This window comes from Anaerostipes sp., from assembly GCF_018381315.1.
GTDB lineage: Bacteria > Bacillota > Clostridia > Lachnospirales > Lachnospiraceae > Anaerostipes.
In genome coordinates this window covers 1-6,570 of sequence record NZ_JAGZSD010000036.1, presented here as the reverse complement: position 1 = coordinate 6,570, position 6,570 = coordinate 1, and the positions used below count along the sequence as shown (strand labels likewise).

6 protein-coding genes and 3 tRNA genes are annotated in these 6,570 nt (G+C 45.0%); 7 read left to right on the top strand and 2 right to left on the bottom strand.

The genetic code is table 11. The features are described 5' to 3' along the window. Positions 1 to 67: 67 nt before the first annotated feature. The 3 genes from KH180_RS16400 (at position 68) to KH180_RS16390 (ending at position 401) form a co-directional block, all read left to right on the top strand. Positions 68 to 140, top strand: a tRNA-Asn gene (locus tag KH180_RS16400). Between the two features lie 25 nt (positions 141 to 165). Then, positions 166 to 237: transfer RNA gene (locus tag KH180_RS16395), tRNA-Glu, on the top strand. Between the two features lie 92 nt (positions 238 to 329). After that, positions 330 to 401, top strand: a tRNA-Cys gene (locus tag KH180_RS16390). A 206-nt stretch (positions 402 to 607) separates the two neighbouring features. Here the strand turns inward: KH180_RS16390 and KH180_RS16385 are convergent. Beyond that, the gene (locus tag KH180_RS16385) at positions 608 to 1,819 is read right to left on the bottom strand and encodes a site-specific integrase (protein WP_117633594.1); all 1,212 of its coding nucleotides are present in this window, start codon (positions 1,817 to 1,819) and stop codon (positions 608 to 610) included. 102 nt (positions 1,820 to 1,921) lie between these two features. Beyond that, complete coding sequence (locus tag KH180_RS16380; protein WP_117633593.1) at positions 1,922 to 2,143, bottom strand: helix-turn-helix domain-containing protein; 222 nt, start codon at positions 2,141 to 2,143, stop codon at positions 1,922 to 1,924. Positions 2,144 to 2,790: 647 nt separating this feature from the next. Here KH180_RS16380 and KH180_RS16375 point away from each other — a divergent pair. From KH180_RS16375 to KH180_RS16360, 4 genes are all read left to right on the top strand, one after another. Beyond that, the gene (locus tag KH180_RS16375) at positions 2,791 to 3,942 is read left to right on the top strand and encodes a transposase (RefSeq protein ID WP_117633592.1); all 1,152 of its coding nucleotides are present in this window, start codon (positions 2,791 to 2,793) and stop codon (positions 3,940 to 3,942) included. Positions 3,943 to 4,034: 92 nt separating this feature from the next. Next, entirely contained in the window at positions 4,035 to 5,075 is a 1,041-nt protein-coding gene (locus KH180_RS16370) for a YqaJ viral recombinase family nuclease (RefSeq protein WP_117633591.1), read from the top strand. Then, the gene (locus KH180_RS16365) at positions 5,075 to 5,446 is read left to right on the top strand and encodes a DUF7768 domain-containing protein (RefSeq protein ID WP_117633590.1); all 372 of its coding nucleotides are present in this window, start codon (positions 5,075 to 5,077) and stop codon (positions 5,444 to 5,446) included. The genes KH180_RS16370 and KH180_RS16365 overlap by 1 nt, the downstream gene beginning before the upstream one ends. A gap of 14 nt (positions 5,447 to 5,460) precedes the next feature. Then, positions 5,461 to 6,570 (top strand): helix-hairpin-helix domain-containing protein (locus tag KH180_RS16360; RefSeq protein ID WP_290762371.1); only part of this gene is annotated, 1,110 nt, incomplete at its 3' end.

The following is a 6,570-nucleotide window of genomic DNA, read 5'->3' as shown; positions in this document are numbered from 1 at the left end:
TTCAAAAGGTACTTGATGAATCTTTGATTATAAAGTATAATAAAGACTCGGAGAGCACTTTTAATAATCCTCGATAGCTCAGTCGGTAGAGCACGCGGCTGTTAACCGCGCTGTCGTAGGTTCAAGTCCTACTCGGGGAGTTTTTCTATATATAATTATTTGCAAGGCCCCATGGTCAAGCGGTTAAGACATCGCCCTTTCACGGCGGTAACAGGGGTCCGAATCCCCTTGGGGTCATTCAATTTAATATGGCGACGTAGCCAAGTGGTAAGGCACGGGTCTGCAACACCCTGCTCACTGGCTCTCAGCCAACATAAAAAAATAAATACGGCGACGTAGCCAAGTGGTAAGGCAATGGTCTGCAACACCAGTATCCACCGGTTCAAATCCGGTCGTCGCCTCTCATCAAAACCTCGGAAACCTTGATTTTCCGAGGTTTTTTTGTTGTCTGCGTTACGTCTGATGGTGCTATTTATACAGTTTAGACCCTTGCCTCTATCTCATTTTTTTCTCATTGTACTTGAATTTGTAAAATTAACAAGTGTCGTTAGAAATCGTTAAAAATCGGATAAAATCGTTTCATAAGGTGGAAATAGAGTGGAGTTTTTTAGGCCGTTAGTAGATCAACCAATCCGCCCTTTCCCTGTTCCTCTGTGTGAAGATAGGTTTTAACCACAACCTTGTAGTCATCGCCTAATAACTCGGCTACGGCCTTCAGCTCCTGATGATTCTGTGTCTTACGGAGCAGCCTGGTAGCGAACGTATGCCGAAGGGCATGTGTGCCATAGTGAGGCAGTCCGGCTCTTTTCAGAATCCGATCTAGAGTCAGCTGAATATTACGGGCCGTTGGGAGTAATCCTGTTTTTGTTGTTACAATCAGATCATCCCGGACTGTACTTGTTTCATAGTAGCCAAGCATTAAATCCAGACAATACTCTGCTTCCTTGTTTAAGGGAACTGTCCTGACGCTTCGTGGATACTTTGGAGCAGTCAGAATACGCTTTGTTTTTGTTGAGGCATCCTTATCCCGATTCTTTACGGTGCTGACAGTTTCGTAGACGTGGTATGCGCGCCTCCCATCGACTGTCATAATACCTGATTTTGAAAGTGCGAGCAATTCGCCTTCCCGGAATCCCGTATTTAAGGCAAAGACTAGAAGCGGTCCATAGCGATAAGCCAGGGAACCATCTGGATTTCTAGCCATAGCGGTTTCCTTAAATTTGGGGAGGTACTCATCAGGCATTATCTCAATCTCTTTTGTTTTCACCTCCAGCACAGATTCATCAGGCAACTCGACAATGGACAACGGGTCGTATGATTTGGGTAGATCCTTCATTTCAATACCGAAACTTATCATAGCCTGCAAAAAGAGGTATGCTTTCTTGATGGTTGATATGCTGTACTTGCTTGACAAATTATCAATAAAATCCTGAATTTGTAAGCCATCTAAATTACACATCAAGACCTTTGCCAGATCGCTCTCCTCTATCTGCTTATGAAATGTCCTTTCAAGCCGGTCCAGGCTGGAGTTCTTAAATTTGCCGCGTTTATTTTGCTGCTCTTTGTGATAAAGAAATTTTTCTCCATATTGCTGAACCGTCAGCTTTCTTGTGACAGCTTCGCCAGTTTGAACAAGTATTTTATACTTATCCATTCTGGCTTTCACTTCGCTTTTTACATCTCCCGTGAATTCTTTGCCTTTGTATCGAGCTACCCACTTACCTTTGGAGTTTTTAAAGAGTGATCCATCACCTTTGCTTCGCCTCGGCTTCGATTGAGGCTGTTCTTTTGATTTAACTTCTGCTTTAGTTTTACTCATTGTATGCTCTCCTATAAGGTACAATGAACTCTACCCTACAGGAAGCCATATATTTGCTGTAGGATTATTATAGTACGATATAGTGTTTGTGACAACCGTAATCTATTTAATTGAGAGTTCCTTACCAGTATTCTTTTTTATGAAATCTTGCAATGCTTTAGGGGAAGTAAAGTAGTCCCGCCCTAATTTGGTCACCGGGAGAATTTTACTTTGCAAGAGTTCTCTGGTTTTTGTCTTACCCAATCCGAGCATATCTGCGATTTCTGCAACCGAGTATTTCTTGAAATCTTCCGAGACTGTATTATCTGCATTAGGATTATTCATGAAGATTCCTTCTTTCTAAGTTTATTAAACGCATATCTCCCTGCATCCCCTTCCTATGCCCTTCCCGGCCACGTAGCAGGCTGTACGGTGTACGATTCAATCCAGGGGCGGCGCAGCTTACAGCCAGGCCGTCCAGGGAACCTATATAAAATGCTGGTATATGCTCTTCAGTTATCAAAGTGCGGGTGATATTGAAGCTGAAAGAAAAGCTACTTACCAGCTTCGGAAAATCACATACTGTTTATAAAGAGGGGGAGAAAATCCAAATTATTGAAATATTTTAAAAATTTAAGATACTATAAAAAGCGCTATGATATTGACAACATATTAGATATTGTGTTAGTATGGTTTTGTAATTGATTTTTGTGCTCCGGAGGACGGTATTCTGGCGGGTAAAAGGCCAGGAGGATTCGTTCCGCACACGTTGTTTAAGATTGTAGTGATGTCAGGAAAACGCCATGATGACTGGTATTTTTCTGGCATTTTTTATGGTCCGGGAAAGGGCGGTCCTGTCTTGTGGGTATCCACACGTATAAGGGAATGATGACAGTGTAAGAAATGCTTATGCTGGCTCATTCCCTTTTTTATTGCCTAAAAAGCACGTGCTTTAAGGATAAAAAACCAAAATAAGAAAGGTGGAAAAACAAATGAATGAAATTATGTATGCAGACAACTATTCCAGGCAGTTTCAAGCGCAGGACGAATTTTTCGACTGTCTGAAGGCGATTGGAAGAAGATCCAGATGGGAACGGAAACGCTCCAAGGATCTTCGGCTCGTTGCAATCACGGATGAGGACAGCAAAATTGCAAAGGAACTTAAGGAACAGTATGAGCAGGAGGGCCTGGATATCGGTATTCTGACGGATACCATGGAGAATACCAGGCTGGTACTGAAAGCCAAGGATAAGTATTACCCAGTGAGAAGCTGTGCGATTAAGACGATCTTAGATCGCGCCGGTATTTCAGGGGCGGTGTTAAACCGTCTGGAGAAGAATGTATACGCCCGGATACTGAACGACTGTCTGAAGATCACAAAGGGAGAATCCCTGTTGCGGATCTCAGACGGTAAAGTATCTGCGGTGCATGGTGGAGATTGCTGCGACTACTCCATTCTGGATATGGAGCAGGTTTTTGCTCATGTAGTGGAGTTCCTAAATAAGACTTTTCCTGGGGCAAGTTTTTTAGGCGGTTTTTACGATCACACAAGGGCATCGGGCCTGTGGGAACTTTCCAGGAATGATGAACTTCTGGGAGCGTACCGCAAAGAGCTGGAAAACTGCGGCCTTGATTCGGATGATATGAAGGCGGCCCTCCGGGTATCCACATCAGATGTCGGTACCAGCGGGGCTAATTTATATCCCATGCTGCTCTGTGGCCCCAAGCAGAATACCATTGCTCTGGGTGATCCGTTAAGGCTCAGTCATGAAAATGGAGTTACACTGGAGCAGTTTGATAAGCAGCTGGGGCTGCTGTTTGGAAAGTACCAGGCTGCATTAAAGAATCTGACAAGGCTCCTGGGTATTTTAATTACCAATCCCGGAAACTGCATGATTGGGATTATGAAAAAGGTGAAGGTTCCGAAACGATATATCACGGAAGCCTTGAATTTGTTTATATCCCAGAACGGAACAGGAAGCTGCACGGCCCACGAAATTTACTGTGGGATGTCAGAAGTGATTTTTATGCTGACGTGCGAAGGGGAGTCAGGAGGCCATATTGCCACCATGGAAGAAAAACTTGCCAGAGCTTTGTCTTTGGACTGGAAGGAATTTGATGTTCCGGGAGAAATCAAGTGGTAAAAAATGCAGGCTGTGAAAAACGTTCAATCACATTAAGAACGAAGAGGAGGGAGACCTCTTCTTTTTTCTTACCATGAGGAAGGAGAGATTTTATGTTTTTGAATCTGAATTATAGTCCAGAGGTAGTCGTTGATACGACTACGCTTACTGAAAAGGAATGGTTGGAATACCGCAGGCTGGGAATTGGCGGGAGCGACGTAGCTGCCATTATGGGTCAATCACCGTTCTGTACCGGCCGGGATCTGTATTATGACAAGCGGGGTATCCGGCCGGTAGTCAATGAAGATGAGGATAACTGGGTGGCTAAATCCGTTGGACATCGTCTGGAGGAACTGGTTGCAGAGATATTTTCTTATAAAACAGGATTGAAAGTCTACCCAATCCATAAGATGTTCCGTCATCCGCTCTATCCTTTTTTACTGGCCGATGTGGACTTTTTTATTGATTTCCCGGACGGAACCACAGGCATCCTTGAATGTAAAACATCAAACTATCATTGTCAGGACAAATGGGAAAATAACTGTGTGCCGCTCAATTATGAGTATCAGTGCAGACATTACATGGCTGTTATGAACTTAAATGTGGTCTATATCGCCTGTCTGTTCGGAAATAATGAGAATGAGTATGTCATCCGAAAAATTGAGCGGGACTATGATCTCGAAGAAGATCTTATCAATGAGGAGGCATATTTTTGGAATGAATATGTCCAGAAAGAGCAGGAACCTCCATACGTGGAAAGCGGTGAGCTGATACTGGAAAGTATCAGGAGGCATTTTGGGCCTGGAGATAAAGACGAGGACGAAATAATCCTCCCGGGAGCAATACGCGATAACCTGGACCAGTATTTAGCCTTAAAAGAGCGGAAATCCGCGATTGATAAGGAATCGAGAGAGATTGAGGGGAAGATGAAAAGCCTCTATGCCGGTGTGGTTGAGCGTATGGGTGTTAGCTGTAAAGCATCACTGGATCTCGGTCCGTGCAAATACCTTGTTACATATAATCCGGTCTATCGAACCGGAATCAGTAAGAATAGCCTGGAAAAGCTGCAGGTGCAGCATCCGGATATCTATGATGAATATGTAGAAGTTACGGAAAGCAGGCGGTTTTCTGCCAAGAAAGTGGAGGCGGCCTGATGATAAGAGAAAACGATATGGTTTATATCTGTTCTCCCCTTTCTGCACCTACAGCTAATGAAATCCGCGCAAATATGGAACTGGCCCGCAGTTATATGCAGTTGGTATCGAAAGTTTTCCGGTGCCGGGCGGTGGCTCCTCATGCGTATCTTCCGGAGCTTCTGGATGACAGAGTTTTATGGGTGCGTGAACTGGGAATCAGCGTTGGCATGAAGTTGTTGGAACACAGCCAGGCGTTGATTGTTTGCAGCCCGGTAATCAGCTGCGGTATGCAGGCCGAGATCGTAAAGGCCAGGGAGCTGGGAATACCCGTATATGCCCTTCTAAAGGAGGACCCTTATATTGGCGTGGTGCAGACGCCTTCTACATGAAAGGAGACGTTGACGTGAGATGTAGATACGACAGGGAGATCTATTCCAATCCGGAGAACGGATATTGTATATTTCAGTATCTTACGGAGGAACCGGTGCCGGAAGGTGCGAAAAACTCCTTCTATAAGGGAAATAAAACCGCATTTGTGGCGGTCGGATATCATCTGCCAAACGGAGACGTGCTGGAATATGAGCTAAACGGAACCTGGGCCAAGGGCAGGAATGGACTGCAGTTTGCGGTCGAATATTATGACGATATTTTATCGGACACAGAGGACGGCATTTACCAGTATCTTAGTTCCGGCGCGGTGAAAGGAATAGGCCCCAAGACAGCGGAGGCGATTGTGAACCAGTTTGGTACACAAACCTTTGAGATATTTGACGCAGAACCGGAAAAGCTCCTGTCGATTAAGGGAATCACAGAGAAAAAGCTGTCCATGATCCTGATGTCCTATCAGGAAGCGCATTCCAGAAGGGAATTAACTATGTTACTGGCACCCTATCAGCTGGGGCCGGGAAAGATTGCCAAGGTGCAGACCGCATATGGGGATCGCGCGCTGGAGGTAGTACGCAGTGAAACCTATGAACTCTGTAAGGTGCAGGGATTTTCCTTCACGCAAGTTGACCGGATCGCAATGGCAAATAACATATGCCTTTTCGATCCGCAGCGGATCAGGGAGTGCCTACGATATGTGATAGACGACAATATGCGGGCAGGGAACCTCTACATGGATAAAGAAACATATATCAAGACTGTATATCAATATTTAAACCATGGATTCCCGATGGAAGCCGTCAGCAGGAAACAGATCTGTGCAGTCGCTAATCAGATGTTTGCAGAGAGCGAGCTGGTGGTTGATGGAACTGCTGTCTATACCAAGAGTGCTTATGAACAGGAGGAAGGTACAGCAAATGCCATAGCGGAGCTGTTGCTTCAGGAGCCGGACAAAACAGATATCATTAGTCTGCTGAAGGAGGCTCAGGAGGAGCTGGGAATCCAGCTTGCCATGCGGCAGGAAGAAGCTGTTATCATGGCTTTCCGTTACCGCTTCAGTATTATTACGGGAGGGCCGGGAACCGGAAAGACAACAGTGGAGAAAGTAATCCTTTATATTCATCAAAAG

Excerpts from the sequence above, each read along its gene's own strand:
- KH180_RS16385 (WP_117633594.1), bottom strand. The coding sequence starts at position 1,819 with ATGAGTAAAACTAAAGCAGAAGTTAAATCAAAAGAACAGCCTCAATCG.
- KH180_RS16380 (WP_117633593.1), bottom strand. The coding sequence starts at position 2,143 with ATGAATAATCCTAATGCAGATAATACAGTCTCGGAAGATTTCAAGAAA.
- KH180_RS16375 (WP_117633592.1), top strand. The coding sequence starts at position 2,791 with ATGAATGAAATTATGTATGCAGACAACTATTCCAGGCAGTTTCAAGCG.
- KH180_RS16370 (WP_117633591.1), top strand. The coding sequence starts at position 4,035 with ATGTTTTTGAATCTGAATTATAGTCCAGAGGTAGTCGTTGATACGACT.
- KH180_RS16365 (WP_117633590.1), top strand. The coding sequence starts at position 5,075 with ATGATAAGAGAAAACGATATGGTTTATATCTGTTCTCCCCTTTCTGCA.